21 protein-coding genes are annotated in these 20,018 nt (G+C 50.6%); 8 read left to right on the top strand and 13 right to left on the bottom strand.

All coding sequences use genetic code 11. The annotated features are described in order from the left end of the window. Nucleotides 1–792: an SDR family oxidoreductase gene (locus tag E2980_RS19480; RefSeq protein ID WP_135153894.1), complete on the bottom strand. Its 792-nt coding sequence runs from the start codon at nt 790–792 to the stop codon at nt 1–3. Nucleotides 793–1,753: 961 nt separating this feature from the next. Between E2980_RS19480 and E2980_RS19470 the strand changes: the two genes are divergently transcribed. From E2980_RS19470 to E2980_RS24965, 3 genes are all read left to right on the top strand, one after another. Continuing rightward, nucleotides 1,754–2,596 (top strand): hypothetical protein, encoded by an 843-nt coding sequence (locus tag E2980_RS19470; RefSeq protein ID WP_135153892.1) that lies wholly within the window; start codon nt 1,754–1,756, stop codon nt 2,594–2,596. Between the two features lie 57 nt (nt 2,597–2,653). Further along, entirely contained in the window at nt 2,654–2,869 is a 216-nt protein-coding gene (locus E2980_RS19465) for a hypothetical protein (RefSeq protein ID WP_135153891.1), read from the top strand. A gap of 377 nt (nt 2,870–3,246) precedes the next feature. Continuing rightward, the gene (locus tag E2980_RS24965; protein ID WP_135153890.1) at nt 3,247–3,762 is read left to right on the top strand and encodes a L,D-transpeptidase; all 516 of its coding nucleotides are present in this window, start codon (nt 3,247–3,249) and stop codon (nt 3,760–3,762) included. A 7-nt stretch (nt 3,763–3,769) separates the two neighbouring features. Here E2980_RS24965 and E2980_RS19455 read toward each other — a convergent pair whose 3' ends face one another. Next, nucleotides 3,770–4,021, bottom strand: coding sequence for a DUF6953 family protein (locus E2980_RS19455; protein WP_135153889.1), 252 nt, complete (start codon nt 4,019–4,021; stop codon nt 3,770–3,772). A 17-nt stretch (nt 4,022–4,038) separates the two neighbouring features. Further along, nucleotides 4,039–4,260: a DNA-binding protein gene (locus E2980_RS19450; protein ID WP_135153888.1), complete on the bottom strand. Its 222-nt coding sequence runs from the start codon at nt 4,258–4,260 to the stop codon at nt 4,039–4,041. A 245-nt stretch (nt 4,261–4,505) separates the two neighbouring features. On the opposite strand from E2980_RS19450, the gene E2980_RS25260 reads away from it, so the two are divergent. Next, a complete protein-coding gene (locus E2980_RS25260) occupies nt 4,506–4,628 on the top strand; it encodes a putative holin-like toxin (RefSeq protein WP_476695915.1) in 123 nt (40 codons plus the stop codon). 266 nt (nt 4,629–4,894) lie between these two features. Here E2980_RS25260 and E2980_RS19445 read toward each other — a convergent pair whose 3' ends face one another. Both E2980_RS19445 and E2980_RS19440 read right to left on the bottom strand, forming a co-directional pair. Continuing rightward, nucleotides 4,895–6,742, bottom strand: a complete 1,848-nt coding sequence (locus E2980_RS19445) for an ABC transporter ATP-binding protein (protein WP_135153887.1) — start codon at nt 6,740–6,742, stop codon at nt 4,895–4,897. Beyond that, nucleotides 6,723–8,468, bottom strand: a complete 1,746-nt coding sequence (locus E2980_RS19440; RefSeq protein ID WP_135153886.1) for an ABC transporter ATP-binding protein — start codon at nt 8,466–8,468, stop codon at nt 6,723–6,725. Before E2980_RS19440 ends, E2980_RS19445 begins: the two co-directional genes overlap by 20 nt. 235 nt (nt 8,469–8,703) lie before the next feature. On the opposite strand from E2980_RS19440, the gene E2980_RS19435 reads away from it, so the two are divergent. Then, nucleotides 8,704–9,402, top strand: a complete 699-nt coding sequence (locus E2980_RS19435; protein ID WP_420808664.1) for a peptidylprolyl isomerase — start codon at nt 8,704–8,706, stop codon at nt 9,400–9,402. A 410-nt stretch (nt 9,403–9,812) separates the two neighbouring features. Here E2980_RS19435 and E2980_RS19430 read toward each other — a convergent pair whose 3' ends face one another. The 4 genes from E2980_RS19430 to E2980_RS19415 form a co-directional block, all read right to left on the bottom strand. Further along, on the bottom strand, nt 9,813–10,535 hold the full coding sequence (locus tag E2980_RS19430) for an amino acid ABC transporter ATP-binding protein (RefSeq protein ID WP_135153924.1): 723 nt from the start codon (nt 10,533–10,535) through the stop codon (nt 9,813–9,815). 13 nt (nt 10,536–10,548) lie between these two features. Next, nucleotides 10,549–11,199 (bottom strand): amino acid ABC transporter permease, encoded by a 651-nt coding sequence (locus E2980_RS19425; protein WP_135153885.1) that lies wholly within the window; start codon nt 11,197–11,199, stop codon nt 10,549–10,551. A gap of 82 nt (nt 11,200–11,281) precedes the next feature. After that, nucleotides 11,282–12,079, bottom strand: a complete 798-nt coding sequence (locus E2980_RS19420) for a basic amino acid ABC transporter substrate-binding protein (protein ID WP_135153884.1) — start codon at nt 12,077–12,079, stop codon at nt 11,282–11,284. A 161-nt stretch (nt 12,080–12,240) separates the two neighbouring features. Then, nucleotides 12,241–13,152: a hypothetical protein gene (locus E2980_RS19415; protein WP_135153883.1), complete on the bottom strand. Its 912-nt coding sequence runs from the start codon at nt 13,150–13,152 to the stop codon at nt 12,241–12,243. A 107-nt stretch (nt 13,153–13,259) separates the two neighbouring features. Between E2980_RS19415 and E2980_RS19410 the strand changes: the two genes are divergently transcribed. Together E2980_RS19410 and E2980_RS19405 are read left to right on the top strand one after the other, a co-directional pair. Beyond that, nucleotides 13,260–14,204 (top strand): DNA-methyltransferase, encoded by a 945-nt coding sequence (locus E2980_RS19410; protein WP_205700000.1) that lies wholly within the window; start codon nt 13,260–13,262, stop codon nt 14,202–14,204. A 269-nt stretch (nt 14,205–14,473) separates the two neighbouring features. Beyond that, nucleotides 14,474–14,674, top strand: coding sequence for a 5'-nucleotidase C-terminal domain-containing protein (locus tag E2980_RS19405; protein WP_135153882.1), 201 nt, complete (start codon nt 14,474–14,476; stop codon nt 14,672–14,674). A 203-nt stretch (nt 14,675–14,877) separates the two neighbouring features. Here E2980_RS19405 and rnhA read toward each other — a convergent pair whose 3' ends face one another. The 4 genes from rnhA to E2980_RS19385 are packed head-to-tail and all read right to left on the bottom strand — an operon-like array spanning nt 14,878 to nt 18,350. Further along, nucleotides 14,878–15,531, bottom strand: coding sequence for a ribonuclease H (gene rnhA, locus E2980_RS19400; RefSeq protein WP_135153881.1), 654 nt, complete (start codon nt 15,529–15,531; stop codon nt 14,878–14,880). Nucleotides 15,532–15,551: 20 nt separating this feature from the next. After that, a complete protein-coding gene (modA, locus tag E2980_RS19395) occupies nt 15,552–16,343 on the bottom strand; it encodes a molybdate ABC transporter substrate-binding protein (protein WP_135153880.1) in 792 nt (263 codons plus the stop codon). Nucleotides 16,344–16,375: 32 nt separating this feature from the next. Beyond that, on the bottom strand, nt 16,376–17,122 hold the full coding sequence (gene map / locus E2980_RS19390) for a type I methionyl aminopeptidase (RefSeq protein WP_135153879.1): 747 nt from the start codon (nt 17,120–17,122) through the stop codon (nt 16,376–16,378). Beyond that, the gene (locus E2980_RS19385; protein WP_135153878.1) at nt 17,052–18,350 is read right to left on the bottom strand and encodes a multidrug effflux MFS transporter; all 1,299 of its coding nucleotides are present in this window, start codon (nt 18,348–18,350) and stop codon (nt 17,052–17,054) included. The genes map and E2980_RS19385 overlap by 71 nt, the downstream gene beginning before the upstream one ends. Before the next feature lie 136 nt (nt 18,351–18,486). Here E2980_RS19385 and E2980_RS19380 point away from each other — a divergent pair, with 136 nt between their 5' ends. Then, on the top strand, nt 18,487–19,614 hold the full coding sequence (locus E2980_RS19380; protein WP_135153877.1) for a ParB/RepB/Spo0J family partition protein: 1,128 nt from the start codon (nt 18,487–18,489) through the stop codon (nt 19,612–19,614). The last annotated feature ends 404 nt before the right edge of the window (nt 19,615–20,018 follow it).

The raw sequence follows: 20,018 nt of genomic DNA, 5'->3' as shown, positions 1-20,018 counted from the left end.
CTATAGCCCCTTGATCATTCCGCCGTCGACGAGCAGCGATTGTCCGGTGACGTACGTGTTGGCGAACGAGCCGTAGAAAACGGCATGACGCGCGAACTCCTCCGGAGTGCCCGGCCTGCCGAGCGGAATCTGCTTGTTGGCTTCCGTCTGAATGTCCTCCACCGAGCAATGGCGGTCCGCGGCTCTTTTCCGATCCAATTCGGCGATCCGGTCCGTCGCGATCCTGCCCGGCGCGACCGTATTGATGAGAATGCCATCGCCGGCCAATTCGGAAGCAAGGCTTTTCGTCAGAGAGTTGACTCCCGCCCGGAAAACATTCGATAAAATGAGTCCGTCTATCGGCTGCTTGATGGAGGTGGACGCCAGATTCACGATTCTACCGCCGTATATGGCGGACTTAAGATACGGCATCGCCTCTCGGATGAGCCGAATGGTGCTCATCAAGCTGAGCTCGAAGCCCTTTGCCCAATCCGCATCCTCCATGTCTGAGAAGAATCCGGCGGGAGGGCCTCCGGCGTTCGTGACCAACACGTCCAATCCGCCGTGCGCCTCGGCCGCGCTTCGGATCGCATGGCGAATATCCTCGCCCTTGGACACATCCATCTGAATAACAGTTGCTTCAATGCCGGTGAGCGCCCGAATCTCGTCGCGCGTTTGAGCGAGCTGATCCAAGCTTCTACTGGCTATGGTCAAGCGAGCTCCCTCTATCGCGTATTGCAGCGCGACCGCCTTGCCCAGGCCTTTGCTCGCCGCCGCCACGAATACGGATTTCCCCTTAAGCATCAAGTCCATAAGACACAACTCTCCTTTTCATACCATTCCTGCCGTTAGTTTTGCTATCCCTTTCGCTCAGAAGCGGCCACACACTTATTTGTTGTGGTGCCCGCTACAGCCGTAATGGCACAAGTGTCGGGGTACTGACCGCGTAACGGCAGGTTTTGCCGTTAAGCCACGCAAGTGGCGAGGTAGGGACCGCGTAACGGCAGGTTTTGCCGTTAAGCCACGCAAGTGGCGAGGTAGGGACCGCGTAGCAGCAGGTTTTGCCGTTAAGCCCGCGCAAGTGGCGAGGCGTAGGGACCGCGTAGCGGCAGGTTTTGCCGTTAAACCTGCTCAAGTGACGAGGTAGGGACCGTGTAGCGGCAGGTTTTGCCGTTAAGTCCACGCAAGTGGCGAGGTAGGGACCGCGTAGCGGCAGGTTTTGCCGTTAAGCCCGCGCAAGTAGCGAGGTAGGGACCGCGTAGCGGCAGGTTTTGCCGTTAAGCCCGCGCAAGTGGCGAGGTTGGGACCGCGTAGCGGCAAACGGTGACACGCCGTGCTATTATTGTTACGCATCCACGTAGTTCCATACACCGTAACGGCAATCCGTACCGCTGATATTGTCACGTATCAACCCGATGCTTTTAAATTTCCCAACCATCTGAGTGAAAGGGATAACTCATCTCCAATATTATGCACTATTCATTATCGATTTGGATATGGGGATCGACTTGCGGAAAAGAGACTTTCAAAAGCCTCGTTCGATCGCGGGAGAGAGTTGAAGATGGCCAAAGAGAATATTCATTTCGGTTTGCTTAAAGCTTGGACTACGGATTCGGCCTTGACACCTCCGAGATCGTCCGGTATATTGAACGAACATAACTTAATTTACCAAACTTACGACGGAAGCACCGGTAAGCAAAGGCGTTTAACAGCCTTTCTTGCAGGTGCTTTTTTGTCGTCCAATCCGCTTCTAAACCCAAGGAGGAGATCGTTAATGCAAATGCCTTACGGAAAAAGAATGACAGCCCCGATTGCCTTGTTCGTAGTAATTCTATGCGCCCTATTGGTCGCGACGCCCTTCTCGGGCGTTTCCGCTGCATCGGCAATCGAACTAACCGCGCCCGTAAAAGCCGATTTCGATAAGGCCGTTGCCTCCATAACGGATAAGGAAATGTCGGCGAAGCTTGGGGCGCTTTACGGCGACTTCGGCACTCTGCTTAAACAGGACAAAACCGACGAAGCGAAGATCAAAGCGCTGCATTATCGTAACGAGGAAGATTTGATCCTTCTTCGTAAGCAGATTCGGTTGATCGATGCGGACAAGCTTAGCAAGCTTGGGAATCAAGTCAAGGCGACCAAGGAACGGTACAAGCCTTTGTTCGAGGCTTATACATTGGTGAACAAGCAAATCACGATCGCTAGATCGCTAAAGAACAAAGCGCTAAGCGCCCTGCTGCGAGCCCAAGCAGACGCGCTGAAGCTGTCCGTCCAATTCGCCCGCGAGGACATTAAGGCCAAGGAAGCGTTATACAGCTCGGCGAAATCGGCGACAGCCCGCACAATCAAAACCGCACGGGAATTGCTTGAAGCCATTGATCCTCTCAAGGTTCAAATCAAAGCGCAACGGAGCGCGGCCAAGCTGCCTCGAAGCAGCTTAGCTCCCTTATGGACGAATTTCAAGTACGCGATCAAGAAGCGAGAGGCCAAAGGCACGCTGGATGCGCTGTCCACCCTCGTCATGCTAGCCCGTCAGATCGTAGATCAGCAACAGAAAATCTACGCGCTGGAGGTTAGAATCGGCGATATCATCGCCACGACCAAAGCAAGATACCTATAATGCCAGTCACGGAAGAGGTATAATAGACTCCGACGATTAGAAGGAGATGACCTCGGCATGGCATTGAACATTCGGTTGCTAACCGATCAAGATTTCGAAGACGCGATGCAGCGTCAAGCCCGGCTGCGCGTCTTCAAGAACGACCATATCGTCGACTCCAACGGAATTATCGTCCGCTTCGACGATCGGACCGTCGTCATTCAATCGGGAGTAGGAGATCTGGCTTATCACGCGAGGAAAGATTGCGAATTTTTCGAGCTGCGTAAGCGATAGGCGCTTAACGAAGAGAGCCTTCAGGTTTCGCGTTGGAAACGCGCCTCCTGAAGGCTCTTTTTGGGATTTTACATCATTTAATTAGACTAACTCGAACTACGGCGCTCCTCACCCACTCCCTGTAGGCATTTAGTTTGACTAACTCCAACTACGGCGCTCCTTAGCCACTCCCGGCACACATTTAGTTTGACTAACTCCAACTACGAGGATTCTGAACTCGGGACGAATTAAGCAATCATCGCCAGTGCAGTTAGGTTTTTCCTAAATGCAGTATCGGGTTGCTATCCCCTGGCAGTCAGGTTTTATCGAACTCCGGAACCATATCCCCCCATATCATGCATATATATGGATATGACCTTCGGGGAGGGAATTCATCCATGAGACTTGCGCTTTGGTGCCGCGTCGTTATTATCCTTTCAGCCTTGCTGTTCATTCCGGCCGTGGTTACCGTTCACGCGGCAACCGCCGTTCGACTCGAGAAGAAATTCGCCAAGTACGAGCAGTTCATCAAGATCGACAAGTCCTCCAACAAGCTCTATTTCTACGAAAAGGGAAAGCTGGTCAAATCCTTCCCCGTCGCCACGGGAAAGAAGCCATCCTATACGCCGGAAGGCTTGTTCACGATTCATGAGAAAATCAAAAACCGGCCGTACTATAAAGAAAAAATCAAAGGCGGAGACCCAAAGAACCCGCTCGGAGACCGCTGGCTCGGATTGAAGGTCACCCGTAACGGAAAAACGTCGTACGCTTACGGGATTCACGGGAACAACAACGAAAAGTCAATCGGCAAGTACGTATCCGCGGGTTGTATCCGGATGCACAATAAAGACGTCCGCTGGCTCTATGACCAGATCAAGACGCCTACCCTCGTGTACATTATTTCGTCGAAGTAAGCTTGGCCTAGACCTTGATCGCGGATGTCCAGCCCCAGTAGAAGGCATCCCGATCCCAGGCCGCTTTGCCGCCGTGCAGCTTCTTGAACGCCTTTTTGACATCCTTATCGATAGACTCATGCCCGTTATCGTTAACGTAAATAAATCGCTCGCCAAAGTTGGATTTAATATAATTAACCGCATCGGTTTGATACAGGACTCCCGCATTCTTCAATTCTCCGAACATCCAATTTGCAACGTCGTCAGCCGTTAAATCCATCGCATTCCGCTCCTGCCTTATCCTACGATTCTGTCGATCTCGCTCTTCAACAACAAGTAGCGATGAACGCTTCTCTTGATGGGCATCTTGGTCAGCCCGTGCTTGTCTACGTAAATTTTCATCTGATCCTTGGAAAGCCCCAGCAAGCTCCCCGCTTCCGTAAGCGTTAGTACTTCCTCCGTGCTAGTGGCGTTAAAAGTCTTCTTCGCCTTCTGGTTCCAGTCTTCGAATGCTTGCATATATAACAACCTTTCTGCTAGTCAGCTCCTAAGCATCTGGCTTATCTGCCGTTCAACTCTTTGTATTTCTTATTATAGCATGTTTTACCCCTATTTATCAGCACCGCGGGTCATGCTCCCCAAGATATCCGAGCAAATTTAATGTTAGATTACCTTACATATCAGCACAAACGCTTAACGAAATCGTGTTTGAGCTGCAGAACGTGCTCGACAAGTTAAAGGTATAAAACTAACGCCCGAAGCACATAAGAAAATACAGAGCTACGGCATTAATCTCGCCGTGCTCTGTACTCATAATCATGATTGGATTCTCGACATTTATAATTGCTCTTTTAACTTACATCGCAAATAACTACAAGAGAAAGTAAAAACCCACCCCAAGGTTAGCTGCCAAAGGTGGGTTTTTGTCGCTGAACTTGAATGGACATCCCATCCAAGCCAATTGTATAGGCCGAGTGTTACCAGCACTCGGTCTTTCTATTGTCATTTTAGCATATGCGACTCGGGTAAGACAATATACACTGCCGCCACCTCGCGGTATGCTGGTAACTTTCATTCCTTAATCGGCGCACTGCCAAGCACACCAAAAAGCCGGTTCCCGTTTCACCAGGGACCGGCTTTTATGTTGCGTCATCTATTGCAGCTGTCCATGACCGTGAAAGAGGTCGCTGTAGAGGCCTCGCTTCGCCAGCAACTCGTCGTGGGAGCCTTTCTCCAGCAAACTTCCATCCTTAAGCACTAGAATCTGATCCGCACGCCGAATCGTATTCAGCCTGTGGGCGATGACGAAACTCGTACGACCTTCCATCAATCGTTGCAGCCCCTCTTGGATCTTGATTTCCGTCACGGTGTCGATGCTGCTCGTTGCCTCGTCCAGGACCAGAATGGCCGGGTCGGCCAGGATCGCCCGGGCGATCGCAAGAAGCTGCTTCTGCCCTTGGCTGATTCCGCTTCCGTCCCCTTGCAGGATCTTGTCGTATCCCCCGGGCAAACGTACGATGAACGAATGGGCATTCGCGAGCCTTGCCGCCGCTTCGACCTGCTCGTCGGTGGCATCCAGCTTGCCGTAACGGATGTTGTCGCGGATCGTACCTTCGAAAAGAAAGGAATCCTGCAAAACGAATGCCATATGCGCGCGAAGGCTCTCCCGTCGAATCGAAGTTATGTCGTGTCCGTCAACCGTGATTTTCCCCGCATCGGCTTCATAGAAACGGGATAACAGCTGAATGAGCGATGTTTTGCCGGCACCCGTCGGTCCGATGATGGCAATCGTCTCACCCGGCAGCGCTTCGAAGCTAATGTCCTTCAGCGTCGCCTCGCCTCGATTGTAAGAAAACGAGACATTGGAGAATACAACCGCGCCTTGAATCATCTCAAGCGACTTAGCCGCACCCTCGTCCTCGGCTTCCTCTTCTTCGTCCAAGATTTCGAACACTCGCTCGGCTCCGGCAATCGCCGACAATAGCGTATTCCACTGATTCGCAAGATCATTGAGCGGCCTCGTGAATTGTCTAGCGTATTCGACGAATACGATGATAACCCCGACGGTAATCGCGCCTCTAATGGCAAGAATACCTCCGACGCCGGCAATGATGGCGTAACTAAGATTGTTAAGCCCGTTCATGACCTTCGGAATGAAGCCCGATATCGTCTGCGCCCAGAAACCGGACAGCTTGATCCGCGCATTGCGTTCGCCGAATTCCCCAATGACCCGCTCCTCTTGGGAGAATGCTTTAATAATGCGTTGACCGGAGAGCGTCTCCTCGATATATCCGTTCAGATCCCCTAGATTGCGCTGGCGCTCCTTGAACAGAACGCCGGTCCTGCGAGTTATCCACTTCATGCCTATGGCCATTAGCGGTACGACCAAGAAGGTCAGTAATGTAAGAAGGGGACTCAGGATCAGCATTACGATTACCGTGCCGACGAGAATTAGCACGCTGGAAAACACCTGGATTGCGGAGCTATTCAAAGTCGAACTCACGTTATCCATGTCGTTTGTCATGCGGCTCATAAGCTCCCCGCGCTGGCGCTTGGCGAAGAACGGAATCGGCAGCTTGTGCAAATGCCCGAACAGGTCCATGCGCATCCGGTATACCGTCTCCTGCGCGATCGCGATCATCCATATGTTCTGCAGCCAGCTGACTAGCGAGCTAAGGACATACACGGCGGCGAGGCCTGCGAGGAATAACACCCAGGGCGAGCCGCCCGGCCCCTCCAAATACCGATCAATCGCCAAGCCGATCAGATAAGGTCCGAGCAAGGTTAGCGCGGAGCTCGTCATGACCATGAGAAGCACGAGGATCAGCCGCCCCTTGCGATGAGACAGGTAGCGTCCTATTCGCTTGAGCGTCGCTTTCCAATCCTTAGCCTTCGACTTAGCCCGCTTTCCTGACGGCACCTCGGCTTGGCCAGCCTCGCCCGCCGGGACGTTCATCTTCAGCTTACGATAGCGAAAAGGTTCACTGAGCGCTTGCCACATGCGAACCCTCCTCCCCGAATTGCGATTCATAGATGCGGCGAAACAGCGCGTTGGCTGCCATCAACTGCTTATGATCCCCTTGCGCAATGAGATGGCCGTCATCCAGCAGCAGAATGAGATCCGCATTAAGAGTGGAACTAATTTTCTGCGTAATAAGAAATGTCGTACAGGAAATGCCGCCGAGCGCCTGCAGCAGATCTGCTTCCGTGCGAACGTCAAGCGCGCTCGTGGAGTCGTCGAGGAGAAGAATAACGGGCTTTCGTATGAGCGCGCGGGCAATCGATATCCGCTGCTTCTGTCCGCCGGATAGATTAATGCCCCGCTGCCCGAGCAACGTATGATAGCCGTTCGGCAGCTGAACGATCGTATCGTGGATCTGCGCCAGCATTGCCGCTTCGACAACCTGCTCCATGCTCGCATTTTCGAATCCCCATGCGATATTGTCGCGGATCGTTCCGGTGAATAACACAACCTCCTGAGGCACGTAACCGATGGAGTCGTGGAGTTGCCCCACACCCAGCTCGCGGACATCTCGTCCGCCGATTCGAATAACCCCCTTGTCCTCCTCATATAGACGAAGGATTAGCTGCATCAGCGAGGATTTCCCTGAACCGGTCGCGCCGAGAATGGCGACGGTCGTGCCCGGGCCCACCCTGAAAGAGATGTCCTCCAACACGGGTGCAGCTGTATTCGGATATTGGAAGGTCACCTTTTCGAATTCCACGCTGCCATCCGTAATATAACCCGTGTTACGCGAACCTTGGGCGGCGGTCGTATGTGATCCGTCGTCCGTCGTAAGCGCCTCTTCTATACGCTGCGAGGACGCCCGAGCCCTTGAGAAAGCCGATACGAGCATAGACAAAGCCGATAATGCGCCGGCCGTTCGGAGAGAGTAATTCACGATTGCTATCACCTCGCCGGCAGTCGCGCTTCCCGCGCGGATTTCCAGCTGTCCGAACCAAAGCACCGCGATAATTCCCGTATTCATAATGAGTACGATGAAGGGCAGCGTGATCTCGGTTAGCCGGAGCGCCGAGGTGGAGCTCTGCATCAATTCCCCGCTATGCCGGGCAAATCGCGAAGTCTCCACTTCTTTTCTTACGAACACGCGAATGAGACGCATACCGGTCAAGTTTTCTTGCATGACCCCATTAACCGTATCGAGCCTTTGCTGAACCTTCTTGAACAAAAAGGCCGCCCTATGCACGATCCAAATAATAAACAAGAACAACGCGGGCACTGTCAGCAACAGTAAAAATCCGAGCTCCGCGTGCACGACAAGCGCCATGATCATGCTGCCTAAGACGACTAAAGGAACCCTCAGCATGAAGCGCAGCCCCATGAACGTCGTTTCCTGAACCTGCGTGACGTCATTCGTCAGCCGGGTGATCAGCGACGAGGTGGCGAACCGGTTAAACACCGCATAGGAGAACGCCTGCACTTTACCATACAGCTTTTCACGAATGTCGTACCCCAAGCTCTGGCTCACGTGCGCCGCGTAAAATGAGCTCAATATCCCCGCGCCGAAAGCGAGCACAGTACCGACGAAGAGCACCCCGCTCCACAGAAGCACGATGTTCGCGTCGCGCATCGCGATTCCGTCATCGATAATCTTTGCGATCAGCAGCGGCTGAACCAACTCTACCGTCAACTCTACCAGCATTAGGAATACCGCCATAATTGCTGCTACGCGATATTTTTTAAGGAACTGGAAAATCTGCTTCATTTCGTGTCCTCCGCTAATTTTGGAACCCTATCCGCTTTTTCCTATTTTACCTCATAAATACCTCTGCATGGAAACCCCTTTCACCCATTTATTGTGCCTACCAAATTGAAAAAGTTGCCTTGCGTGCTACGAGAATCCGTAAACATCGAAGCGCCCGGACTCCCGGGGAAGGTGGATTCCTCTCCGAGCAAATGATATGATACGAATGGATATAGAGGACAAGGGGGATATGAAATTGATTGCCGCAAAAAAACGTCTAGTCGTTTCACTTCTCGCGCTTATCACGCTTCTGCTCATCCTAACGGGGTGCGGAGGCAAGGAAAAAACCAACAATTCAACCGATGCGACAGCCAACAACGGCGGTGCCGCATCCACACAGGAGGCTTCCCCAATGAATGGAGTAGACACATCCGGCGATAACCCTATCGTCACCATCGAAATGGATAGCGGTAAAATCATTAAGGTCGAGCTTTATCCGAAAATCGCGCCGAACTCGGTCAACAACTTCATCTCCCTCGTGAAAAAGGGCTTTTACGACGGCACGATCTTCCACCGCATTATCCCCGGCTTCATGATTCAGGGCGGCGACCCCGATGGTACGGGAATGGGCGGACCGGGCTATTCGATCGCCGGAGAATTCACTCAGAACGACTTCGAGAACAACCTGAAGCATACGGCCGGAGTTCTCTCCATGGCCCGCGCGCAAAATCCGGACAGCGCCGGCTCCCAGTTCTTCCTTATGGTAGCCGATGCGCCTCATCTTGACGGGGCTTACGCCGCATTCGGCAAAGTCACGGAAGGCATGGATGTCGTTAACGAGATCGTCAAATTGCCTAAGGGCGCCAACGATCGTCCGAACACGCCTCCGGTCATGAAGAAAGTGACCGTGGATACTCGCGGAGTCGATGCTCCCGAGCCCGAGATCATTAAGTAAATCGCAGCATGATGCCTTAAACACGAACGCGAAGAAGGGGCTTTTCCAGAGGTCTTAAACGACCTTAGGAAAAGCCCCTTTAAATTGCACTTTCTTTCGTCGCTATCCCCTTCGATCAGGAGAAAGGCCAACTCGGCTCATAGGCGTTTGTTTCGCGATGCAACGTTGCACTTGCAATCATTCTAAAAGCGTTGATAATCATCGTTATTCTCGCTGATCAACCCCGCTAGACTTCAAAGTACGGTTAATATCATCGCTATTGGGCGATATTTTTTCCCCTGATAAAAAAATTACACCAACAACGAAGAAAAACATCATTATTAACCTTTCTTGCAGGCAGTATCGCATCAAAAACAATATAAAACATCGCTATTCGAAGAATTCAGTTAAACCGAGAGGACATTCGAAGCTCACAGTATTTTCGACAGGAATTCCTTCGTGCGTTCATGCTTCGGATGGTCGAACAATTGTTCCGGGGAACTGATCTCCAATATCCGCCCTTGTTCCATGAACACGATCCTGTTTCCGACTTCCCGCGCGAAGCCCATCTCATGGGTCACGACGACCATCGTCATTCCTTCGCGGGCCAGATCCTTCATGACGGCAAGCACTTCCCCGATCATCTCCGGATCCAACGCGGAGGTAGGCTCGTCGAACAACATGATCTTCGGTTCCATCGCCAATGCCCTCGCGATAGCGACCCTCTGAGCTTGACCGCCCGAGAGCGAGGACGGATAAGCTTCCGCTTTATCCGTTAACCCCACCTTGCCGAGAAGCTCCATTCCCTTCTTGCGTGCCTGTTCGGGCGACCGCTTCCGGACCTTCATCGGGGATAGCATGATATTGTCGATGACGCTCATATGCGGAAACAGATTGAAATGTTGGAATACCATGCCCACTTCGGCTCTGATCTCTTCGATCCGGGTATGCTTATCCAGGAGCGGGCGTCCGTCGATCGTAATTTCTCCCCGCTCCGGCATCTCCAGCAAATTCAGGCAACGCAGGAAGGTGGACTTGCCGGATCCTGAAGGACCGACCACGACGACGACCTCTTGCCGGTTAATCTCTATGTCGATATCGGAAAGAACGACGTTCGGCCCGAACGACTTCGATAAATCTTTGACTTGGATGATGGCGTCCATGGCTTTACATCTTCCTTTCCAGATAGATCAGTAGTTTGTTAAGGGAATACGTTAGAAAGAGATAGATTACTGCCGCGGTCAAATACGGCTCCCAGATCTTTCCATACTGCGAACTTGCGGCTCGACTCCAATACATTAGCTCCGGGGCGGCGATGACGGCCACCAAGGACGAGTCTTTGATCAATACGATGAATTCGTTGCCGAAGGCGGGGATCATCCGTTTAACCGCTTGGGGTACGATGATGTAACGCATCATTTGAAAATGAGTCATGCCCAAGGACTTAGCGGCCTCGGATTGCCCGCGGTCGATGGACTGTATGCCAGCGCGGTAGATTTCCGCCGTATAGGCCGCCGCGTTCAAAGCGAGCGCGACTATCGCCGCGACGATGGCATCCGTCGTCCCCAACACGTTATAGACGACTCCGTAATGCACGATCAGAATTTGCAGCAAAAGCGGCGTCCCTCTGAAAAAATGAATGTACCCTCTCATAGGCAATCGCAAATACCATCTCGAAGACATATTTCCGAAACCAATTAAAAGACCTAGTATCGATCCCAGAATAATGCCGCTGACCGAGATGCCGATCGTATAAAGCGTTCCTCTCATGAAAAGAGGAAAGTAATCCCAAATGATGTCAAACCTAAAATCCGCCATGCATTTCCCTCGATTCGTCTAATTTCCGTGAAAAAGAGCACGCGCAACGTTGCCATTACGCATGCTCCCTACGATTTTACCCTTACTTCGTTTCGATTAAACGGGTCATATCCGGCTCGACGCCGATCCACTTCTCGTACATCTCTTTGTACTTGTCGCTCTCCAGAACCTTCTTGACCGCAGGCTCAAGTAAAGCTTTAAGTTCTTTGTCCTTCGGGAACGCGATTCCGTAGTACTCCGGAGCGAAGTTCTCCGTATCCAGGATCGAAGCGAACTTCTTGTCCGGATTGTTCTTGATATAATCTTTCACGACCGCGCTGTCCGCGACGACGGCATCGACGCCGTTGCTCGCCATCTCCTGCAGTGCAAGCGCGTTGCTTTCGAATTTCTTGAGCGACGAGTTTCCATCGCCCATGATGCCGGTCATCAATTCGTCGGCGGTCGTTCCGCCTTGAACCGCTACTTTCTTGTCCTTCAAGTCGAGCGCGCTTTTGATATCGCTGCCTTCCGGAACCAAGATCATATTTGTGGATTCGAAGTATGGAGGCGAGAAGTCATACGATTGCAGACGCTCATCGTTTATCGTGATCGCGGAGATAGCTCCGTCGAACTCCGCTCCCGTCCTCACGCCTTCCAGCAAAGCTTCCCATCCGATATTTTTAACTTCATACTCCAGTCCCGCTTCTTCCATTACCGCGGCCAGGAAATCGATGTCGAATCCGACGATTTCGTCCTTATCCATATTCTCCATCGGAGGATAACTCGCGTCGGTGGCGAAACGGTACACTTTCTTCCCCGCTCCGTCCTCTTCCTTGGAACCGCACGCAGATAAGACAAGCACCAAACTAGCAATTAATGCGATTATCCATGTTTTCTTCATATTACTTCCCCCTAGGCACTATTCAATATTATTAAAAGTTTAGCAGTAGTCCGTTTCATTTGGCAACTAAAACTTTCTCCCATGTTATGAAACATGACACGAAATGACTTTTATCTGAACTTTAAACAATTCTAATTGGATAGCTACTTCATAATATTTGATCATTTAAAATAGTTATAAAATGCGAGCCAATCTCCCAAAATCTCAGGCTCAGTCTTATTAAAGAACTTCCTCGCGGTATCCTCTCTATCCCAAGCCGAAATAGGACTTGATTCAGTGAATTTCTCTGCAATATACCTGGTAAAAGAATTCAAACTCGTTATCCCATACTCATCGGCGATATACCGGTATAATGCCAGAATCACACCGTAATTTCTGTTGCTGGAACTAACAATATCAGCGAACGATTTTAAAGGTATGCTGTCTAATACGTCCTTACGCCCATTCTTTTGCTGCTCACAGTATCTAATGATAGATTCTTTACTTTCAAATCCAAAAGTGACCAAATTGTTTTTATCATTTGTGGGATAGGGATAAAAGTAGCACGAGCAATACTCCGCCGCTCCTTCCGATAACCAAAAATAATAATTTTCTCCCCCGTAATTGCAGTAAGTACCTTTGTTCATGACAAAATACGATTGATTGTCAAAATAATGACTCAGCTCATGCACGATAGTTTGCCGATGATCCCGATAAAGAAGACTTCCGTTTAATATGATTTCGTTAGGCATTCCGGCTCCCGTGTTTGAGACCCATGCCCCGGTAGCGGCTTGCCTATCCGCGGGAAGAGAAGTGTTGGAATCGTTCGTATAGAAGTAAATTTCTAGCGCGGAGTTAGGCAATTCGTAAGGTTTGAATCCTCTTTTTTCTTCAATGGACTCCAGCATATTACCAATCTCTTCATAGGAGTATCCTTTTCCGAATTGCAATTCGTAATTGTCGGTAACATAAATATTAATGTGTTCTCCGACTCCCATGCTTAAGGTATAATGATTAATTCCCTCAACCATTCCTCCGGCATAATTGCTATGAACGTCTTTTTTTCCGTGATATGATAGTTCTCCCTTGTTCAATTCGGCGATTCTCCTCTTTATGAAATTTCAGTTTACGAGTGAAAGAGATTAACTATCCTATTATAATGGAACTAGCCCGAAGCTAATAGATTAGGCGGTGAATACCCGTGTCAGTGTCGGATAACGAAAAGAAGAGAGCGGAAAGAAACCGAACGATTACGCTGGACGACTCCGAGAGAAACAAGTACGGGGCGAGATTGGTTAAGTTAACCGCTAAAGCCAAGCCGGAAGAGATTATCGACCGCACGATCAACCAGGACTTGTTCGACGCGATCGATTACCTGCCGGATGGATTCGTCGATCTCCTCTTCGTCGATCCTCCCTATAATTTAACGAAAACTTTTAACGGCAAGACATTTAACCAAATGAATAATCAACAATATATCGACTGGCTGGACGCCTGGTTTTCCAGAATCATTCGTATATTGAAGCCCCATTCGACGGTCTACATATGCGGCGATTGGCGATCGAGCCATGCAATCTTCGAAGTCGCCTCCAAATATTTAAATGTCATCAACCGGATTACCTGGGAACGCGAAAAAGGCCGGGGAGCGCTCGCCAATTGGAAGAACGCCTCTGAAGACATTTGGCACTGCACGAAATCCGGCGATTATAAGTTTTACGTGGATCGAGTTAAGGTGAAGCGCAAGGTCATCGCCCCCTACCGAACGGAGGAAGGCAAGCCCAAAGATTGGGACGACGGCTCCGACGGGAAATTCAGGCTTACGCACCCGTCCAATTTGTGGACGGACCTTACTGTCCCGTTCTGGTCGATGCCGGAGAACACGGATCACCCCACGCAGAAGCCGGAGAAGCTGCTCGCCAAGATTATTCTGGCAAGCTCCGACGCGAACGACGTCGTGTTTGATCCTTTCAGCGGAGCGGGAACGACTTCCGTCGTCGCCAAGAAGTTGAACAGGAGATATGTTGCTGTCGAAATCGATGAAGCTTACTGTTGCCTTACCGAGAAACGGCTAGAACTGGCCGACCGCGACACGGCCATCCAAGGCTATTCCGAAGGAGTTTTCTGGGATCGCAATGCAAAGCTATAAATCTGTTTAATAGACAAAAGAGAATGGCGTGACACCTGAATTTAACGATTCATCGGTGGACACGCCATTTGTTTTGGTGATTTTTACGAATAAAGATTGATTCATTGATTTCATTTCCTAATATTCAACAAAATTGGGATTATTATATTGTTTTTTTTAACGCCAAGTTGATATAAATATGTTTTAATAGATTCATCACTGCTTATTATGTTTTGTAACCGAAAGGATGATTGGGAGAATGGTAGAAGCCGAAAGCAGATGGCACTTTCTTGGACGATGCGGCTTCCTACACCATCGTCGTGAACGACTTCATGGCGACGGGCGGCGACGGATATACGGTTCTAACGAAAGGAACGAACCGCGAAGCGGGTCCGGTAGACCTTGATGCTACGATTGCGTACATCAAAGCGAAATTCGCCAGCGGTTCGATTACGGCGAAAATCGAAGGCCGTTTCACCAAGGTTAATTAAGGCATAATAGCATGAATAAGAACAACCTCCGGTCAACGCGACCGGAGGTTGTTTCGTATTCGGATAACGGCGGGCTTAGGCTGCCGCAACGGCAGCCTTCGATACCGGAGCATTTCGCGCGGGACAGTCAAAAAAGGTGCCTTCGCGCCACATGCTATAGCGCTGGGGTACTAACCAAGTTATTTTGAAGGCTTACTTCTTCTTTATTTTCGCCCATAATCGGCCTTTATTTCGCCCCATTGCTTGGTCTGCCACTTCATGACTTTGTTCGGATATTTGTTTGTCTTCAGCCAATGGACCGCGCGGTCGACCAAATCCCATATTTCCTTCGTCGTCTCGTCTCTCGCTAACGTGGAGGACACAGCCTTCTGCTTGACCCATTTTAACGCGTTCACCGAGTCGCTGTAGACGGTTTTGTCGCTGCCGATTTTTTGCAAATAAGCCAGCCCATGAACGATGGCCAGAAACTCCCCGAGGTTGTTCGTCCCCTTCCGGATCGGCCCCATGGAGAAAATGACCTCGCCCGTCTTCGTATCCACTCCCTTATATTCGACTGGTCCCGGATTGCCGCTTGTCCCAACGTCTACGGAGATGCTGTCGTAGTCGATCTCCTCGGTCGTTTCAATGCCGGAGGATTTGGGCTTAAAGCTGCCGCCAGCGCTAGAGCTGACCGTTTTGTCGCTCCCCCAATGCTTCTTCCAGCCTTCTTTATAAGCTAAGTCCGCTGCCGCTTTCGTTTCATAGGACTTAAACTTCGCATCGTCGAACTTATTGATTTGTTCCTGGCAATCCGACCAACTCGCGTATACGCCAGGTTTTCTGCCCACCCATACGACGTAGAATTTCTGTTTCGCCATCTAATATGTACCTCATTTCGTTATTCGTTGGCAGGATTGCTGAAACCGAACTTCGCAAATATTTCCCGAGTCTCACCGCTCTGCAAAAAGGCATAGAATTGTTGGGCTTCCTCCGGATACTTCGTCGCCTTCACGATTCCGACTGGGTATTCGATGGGACTATGACTGCTCGGATCAATAACGGAAGCAATAGTTACCTTCTTGGAAGAAAATGCGTCCGTCTTGTAAACGAAACCCGCGTCGGCATTGCCCGATTCCACGTAAGTCAGTACCTGGCGCACATCCTTCGCATAGACAAGCTTTGGTTGCAGTTGATCCCATAGCCTATCATGCTCCAAAGACTCCTTCGTATAAGTGCCCGCCGGCACGGTTTCCGGTTCCCCAAGAGCCAGCTTCCCGAACTCCGGTTTAATTAGGTCACCCATGGAACTAACCTTTTCATGCTTGTTTACAGATACGACTACCACGAGCTCATTCCGCAACAACCCGGTTTGCTGCTCCGCTTCAATCAATTTCTTATCGACAAGAGCCTTCATCTGTTTCTTCCCGGCAGACAGGAATAGATCCGCGGGAGCGCCTTGTTCGATCTGTTGCTGAAGAGTACCCGATGAACCGAAGTTAAAGATTAATCGGACATCGCCGTGATCCTTCTCATATAACGCTTGGATTTCTATCAGGCTATCCGTCAAGCTAGCAGCCGCGGATATGATCAATTCCGTCTGCGACGAAGAGTCCGAACGATTTCCCCCGCATCCTACCGTCGCAAGCATCATTAAGACGACTGCCGCGATCGAGGTTATTTTCCTAACCATCGGCTCTTCCCCCTACTCCGCTAGACATTTTCTTAGCATGCGGTAACGATTATAGGCTTATGATTCGTGATGATGATCGTATGCTCGTGTTGAGCTACGCGGCTGCGGTCGGGAACCGTCAGCGTCCAACCGTCCGCTTGTTCCATTACATAGGTTGCTCCTGTGGATAAGAAAGGCTCGATGGTTATGACTTGACCCGCCTTTAACACTCTCCTGTCCCGCTGCTCGTAATAAGGAAGGATTTCGTATGGCTCTTCATGCAAACTCCGACCGACTCCGTGGCTGCATAAGTTTTCAACTACCTTATAACCGCCTTTCCTCGCTTCGCCTTGTATGATTCTGCCGACTTCATTGAGCTTTACGCCCGCCTTCAAACCGGAGATCGCTTTCATCATCGTGGAATACGTATACTCGCATAGGTTGTTCACATCGGTCGTAATCGGAGATATCTGAAAAGATTCGCCCGCATCGGCATAATACCCGTCGAGTTCGGCCGAGACGTCTATGTTGACGAGATCCCCTGCACGGATGACCCGGTTTCCGGGAATTCCGTGAGCCACCTCTTCGTTAACGCTTATGCAAGTGTGCGCAGGGAAACCAACGTCTTTCATGGGAGCCGAAACGGCACCGTACCGGGAAAGCACATCTTTCCCGACCTGATCCAATTGTCCGGTTGTCATTCCCGGTTCTATGCTGCTCTTCATTTCCTTAATCGTAAGGGCGACGATTCTTCCAATCTTCATTAATTGCTCGATATCGCGTTGGGATTGTATGGTCATGGCGAACTCCTTTTCTGCGAATCATGAAAAAATAGAGAAAAATGGCGCCAACATCGGTCGCCGCGATGATGATCCCCATCGGCAGCGCGTTAGCGCTTCCCGCGATTCCGACGATCGGCGCAAGCATGCCGCCGATCAAGAAAGACAAAAGCCCCAATAATGCCGCCGCGCTTCCCGCTGCATAACCATGGTTGCGCATAGCCAGAGTGAATCCGGTCGTACTAACGATGCCTACGCTCGATACGACGAAGAAGAGCGGAACTAAGATCGCGGTTAATCCCGAGGAGAGCGCGATCATGACGAGTAAAGCAACCCCGCTAACCGATGCAATAATGAGCCCGATCAGGAAGAGCTTCCTCTCCCCGACCTTGCCGGCCAGCCGTCCCGTCAATTGACCGGCAATGATGATTCCAAATCCGTTAATGGCGAAGAATAGGCTGAAAAGCTGCGGCGATACGCCGTATATGTTCTGCAGCACAAAAGGCGAACCCGCGATGTAAGCGAACATGGCCGCGGTAACCAATGCTTGGGCAAGCGCATACCCCATGAATGACCTGTCACCGAGAAGCTTGCGGAAGGTGGACAGCGTTTCGCGGATGCCGCCGGTCATACGATTGCCAGCGGATAACGTTTCCGGCAGACCGAACAGAACGGCCAATAACGTGAGCACGCCCCAACCCGCCAAGACGACGAACAGACCTTCCCACGGAATCGCTTTGAGCAATTGTCCGCCGACGACGGGCGAGAATATCGGTGCCGCACCGTTCACGAGCATCAGCATGGCAAAGAATTTCGTCAACTCCGGCCCCGAGTACATATCGCGAACGACAGCGCGGGAAATCACGATTCCAGCCGAACCGGCTAGCCCCTGGATGAACCGTAACGCAACGAACATTTCTATCGACGGGCTAAATGCGCAAAGAATGGAAGATACCGCATAGAGCAATAATCCGATCAATAAGGGTAACCGTCGTCCGTGAAAGTCGCTTAAAGCGCCGGCGAATAATTGTCCCACGGATAAGCCGATCATGCATGCCGTCAAACTAAGCTGCGCATAGGAGGAACTCGTGTGCAGGTTGTTGGCTAACTGGGGTAAGGCAGGTAAATACAAATCTAGCGATAATGGGCCGAACGCAGACAGGGAGCCTAGCAGAACGACTAACCATACTAAATTCGCCTTCTTCGCTTCTTTAACTTCGACCGTTAATTTTTCATGATAGGAATTCACTTCGGACACCTGCTTTTCCTAGCTCGATCTTACTATTCTAAAGCCTTTATTCCCATGATTCAATCGCTGTTATATAATACATATGTTCCCATTGAGCATCCTTTAACGACCTTAATCGATAGATAGGAGACCACGCATGGACATTATCCAGCTACCCACTCATTTAATAGATGAAGATACGGATCAGCCCAGATACCAGTTCGACGAAGAAGCGCTTCAGGAATTAATGAGCAGCATCGGGGAGCTCGGACTGCTATCCCCTATTAAAGTAAGAACGACCCCGGACGGCCGTTACAAAATCATTTACGGTAACAGGCGCTACAAAGCGTGCCGAACGCTTGGACTCCCCACGATCCCTTGTATCGTCTCCAATGTCACCGACGAGATGGAAATTTACTTGGAGCAAATCGCGGAGAATTTGACACGGCAAGGCTTCTCCCCGATCGAAGAAGCGGAAGCGTTCAACAAGCTTCTGAACGATCCGAAATTCAGCAGCTCGATCAAGTACATGTCCGGGAAGCTCGGCAAACCGGAATCCTACATCAAGAATAAACTCGACTTGCTCAAATTCAGCAATGCCGTGCGTGCTTTAATCGTGTACGGTACGGAAATCCGGAAGGATAAGCTAACCGAAGACCAGTTAATGCCCCTTAAAGACTTGCCGATGGAGTATCGCGACTCTCTTGCATTGATCATGGCGGCAGATGAAATGCCCGTCCCCGACGTAAAGAGAATAGCGAAGCTGTTCAAGGATAAGGAAATTTCCGAAGCGACCAAGGGCAAGCTCTTATTTAAGACGGGCCCGCAGCTTCTTGAAACGTGGTCGACATTCGAACATAACAAGAAGGAACGCGCGAAGAGCGCCGAGCCTAAGGAAGAAGTCGTCAAGGACATGCCGGAGAGCAAGGAAAGAAGTCCGCGTCAGGAGAATTCTTCATTCGAACGACCTGTCGGAATGGCGAAGGACGTTGCGGCGGTTGCCTTTAGTGCCGCATTAATGACGGTTCGCGAAGAGGTTGTGGAAGATGATGAAGCATCGACTACGGACGATCAACCCTCCGAGAGCTTCATCGAAGGCATGCTTAATTTATTGCTCGGCACCCTTCCCGCTCCAACTCACCTCTCTCCCAAAGATTTGCCTAAGTTGGAAGGCGTCGAGAGGGACCAATTCGTTCAGGACGTCGATACGCTTATCGGCGACCTGGAGAAGCATCTAGCGGAATGGCGCACGGTGAAGGACATGATGGCATCGCAAGCTAAGTAGGAGCGAGCACGGATGTCGGTACGATAATCCTCGATGGATGGAACCCAGCCATTGCAGGCATATAGTTTGGCCAAATCGATCTACGGCCTCTAAGCCACTCCCAGTTGGGCCTTAGAAGGTCATAGACAGTCTAAACAATTCGCTTAGAGCGGCCTCGGATAATTCAATCGGTTGTAAACATAGCAAAATGGCGACCCAGTGGGCCATTTTGCTGTGAAACCTATGCTACCGCAACGTAGAAATATTATCGGATTGCCCCGTCAAACTCTTCGTTCGTACTATATAGACGGCAATAAAGAAGGCATCATAATTTAATACAAAGCCGATCAATAATTGTCATCGGAGTTTTGCTTATTTCTTCAGTGAAGCTTTTTACTGCAGTTCTTATCTCGTCTACTGTTTCA

Source organism: Cohnella luojiensis, from assembly GCF_004564235.1.
In the GTDB taxonomy this organism is placed as follows: domain Bacteria; phylum Bacillota; class Bacilli; order Paenibacillales; family Paenibacillaceae; genus Cohnella; species Cohnella luojiensis.
Note: the sequence above shows the minus strand (reverse complement) of the source record. Positions and strands in the feature narration are given on the sequence as shown.

What these genes read in the sequence shown, in the direction of transcription:
- E2980_RS19480 (WP_135153894.1), bottom strand. Translation starts at nt 792, where the DNA reads ATGGACTTGATGCTTAAGGGGAAATCCGTATTCGTGGCGGCGGCGAGC.
- E2980_RS19470 (WP_135153892.1), top strand. Translation starts at nt 1,754, where the DNA reads ATGCAAATGCCTTACGGAAAAAGAATGACAGCCCCGATTGCCTTGTTC.
- E2980_RS19465 (WP_135153891.1), top strand. Translation starts at nt 2,654, where the DNA reads ATGGCATTGAACATTCGGTTGCTAACCGATCAAGATTTCGAAGACGCG.
- E2980_RS24965 (WP_135153890.1), top strand. Translation starts at nt 3,247, where the DNA reads ATGAGACTTGCGCTTTGGTGCCGCGTCGTTATTATCCTTTCAGCCTTG.
- E2980_RS19455 (WP_135153889.1), bottom strand. Translation starts at nt 4,021, where the DNA reads ATGGATTTAACGGCTGACGACGTTGCAAATTGGATGTTCGGAGAATTG.
- E2980_RS19450 (WP_135153888.1), bottom strand. Translation starts at nt 4,260, where the DNA reads ATGCAAGCATTCGAAGACTGGAACCAGAAGGCGAAGAAGACTTTTAAC.
- E2980_RS19445 (WP_135153887.1), bottom strand. Translation starts at nt 6,742, where the DNA reads ATGTGGCAAGCGCTCAGTGAACCTTTTCGCTATCGTAAGCTGAAGATG.
- E2980_RS19440 (WP_135153886.1), bottom strand. Translation starts at nt 8,468, where the DNA reads ATGAAGCAGATTTTCCAGTTCCTTAAAAAATATCGCGTAGCAGCAATT.
- E2980_RS19425 (WP_135153885.1), bottom strand. Translation starts at nt 11,199, where the DNA reads ATGGCGGATTTTAGGTTTGACATCATTTGGGATTACTTTCCTCTTTTC.
- E2980_RS19420 (WP_135153884.1), bottom strand. Translation starts at nt 12,079, where the DNA reads ATGAAGAAAACATGGATAATCGCATTAATTGCTAGTTTGGTGCTTGTC.
- rnhA (WP_135153881.1), bottom strand. Translation starts at nt 15,531, where the DNA reads ATGGCGAAACAGAAATTCTACGTCGTATGGGTGGGCAGAAAACCTGGC.
- modA (WP_135153880.1), bottom strand. Translation starts at nt 16,343, where the DNA reads ATGGTTAGGAAAATAACCTCGATCGCGGCAGTCGTCTTAATGATGCTT.
- map (WP_135153879.1), bottom strand. Translation starts at nt 17,122, where the DNA reads ATGACCATACAATCCCAACGCGATATCGAGCAATTAATGAAGATTGGA.
- E2980_RS19380 (WP_135153877.1), top strand. Translation starts at nt 18,487, where the DNA reads ATGGACATTATCCAGCTACCCACTCATTTAATAGATGAAGATACGGAT.